Consider the following 1,616-nt stretch of genomic DNA (forward strand, 5'->3'; position numbering starts at 1 on the left):
CAGAAACTTAAGTTCGAAGCTTCTGATCTGACCAGCCATGACCTGAGCCCGCGTCAGATCTGCGATCTGGAGCTTCTGATGAATGGCGGGTTCAACCCGCTCAAGGGGTTTCTGACCGAAGCTGATTACAACGGCGTGGTGGAGGACATGCGCCTGGCTGACGGCACGCTCTGGCCGATGCCGATCACGCTGGATGTCAGCGAAGATTTTGCCGACAGTATCGAGCTGGGCCAGGACATCGCCCTGCGTGACCAGGAGGGCGTGATCCTCGCCACCATGACCGTCACCGATCGCTGGGCGCCGGACAAGGCGCGTGAGGCCGAGAAGGTGTTTGGCGCCGATGACGATGCGCACCCTGCGGTCAACTACCTGCACAACGTGGCCGGCAAAGTCTATCTGGGTGGCCCCGTGACCGGCATCCAACAGCCCGTTCACTATGACTTCCGCGGCCGCCGCGACACGCCAAACGAACTGCGCGCCTATTTCCGCAAGCTGGGCTGGCGCCGCATCGTGGCCTTCCAGACCCGCAACCCGCTGCACCGCGCGCATCAGGAACTGACCTTCCGCGCCGCCAAGGAAGCACAGGCCAACCTGTTGATCCACCCGGTTGTCGGCATGACCAAGCCGGGCGACGTGGATCACTTCACCCGCGTGCGGTGTTATGAGGCGGTGCTGGACAAGTACCCGGCGTCCACCACCTCGATGAGCCTGCTGAACCTGGCCATGCGCATGGCTGGCCCGCGCGAGGCGGTCTGGCACGGGCTGATCCGCGCCAACCACGGTTGCACGCACTTTATCGTTGGCCGCGACCACGCAGGCCCGGGCAAAAACAGCCAGGGCGAAGATTTCTATGGCCCGTACGACGCGCAGGACCTGTTCCGCCAGTATCAGGATGAAATCGGCGTCGAAATGGTCGATTTCAAACACATGGTCTACGTCCAGGAACGCGCCCAGTACGAACCCAATGACGAGATCAAAGACAAGGATAAGGTGACAATCCTTAACATTTCCGGAACGGAGCTGCGCCGCCGTCTGGCCGAGGGTCTGGAAATCCCCGAATGGTTCAGCTTTCCCGAAGTTGTGGCCGAGCTGCGCAAGACCAAACCGCCGCGCAGCCAGCAGGGCTTTACCGTGTTCTTCACCGGCTTCTCAGGCTCGGGCAAATCCACCATCGCCAACGCACTGATGGTCAAGCTGATGGAGATGGGCGGGCGCCCGGTGACGCTGCTGGATGGCGACATCGTGCGTAAGAACCTGTCGTCCGAACTGGGCTTCTCGAAAGAGCACCGCGACCTGAACATCCGCCGGATCGGCTATGTGGCCTCAGAGATCACCAAGAACGGCGGCATCGCCATCTGCGCGCCCATCGCGCCCTACGCCACCACGCGCCGCGCCGTGCGCGAAGAGATCGAACAGTTTGGTGCCTTCTGCGAAGTGCATGTCGCGACCACCATCGAGGAATGCGAACGCCGCGACCGCAAGGGCCTGTACAAGCTGGCCCGCGAGGGCAAGATCAAAGAGTTCACCGGTATTTCCGACCCTTATGACGTGCCGGAAAACCCTGAACTGAGCGTCGAAACCGAAAATGTCGAAGTCGACAACTGCGCTCATCAGGT

1 protein-coding gene is annotated in these 1,616 nt (G+C 61.4%); it reads left to right on the forward strand.

Annotated elements, in window-relative coordinates:
* A partial coding sequence (locus tag GOV85_RS21385; protein WP_171182002.1) for a bifunctional sulfate adenylyltransferase/adenylylsulfate kinase occupies positions 1-1,616 on the forward strand: 1,616 nt, incomplete at both ends.

Source organism: Ruegeria sp. HKCCA4633 (assembly GCF_013034605.1).
GTDB lineage: Bacteria > Pseudomonadota > Alphaproteobacteria > Rhodobacterales > Rhodobacteraceae > Ruegeria.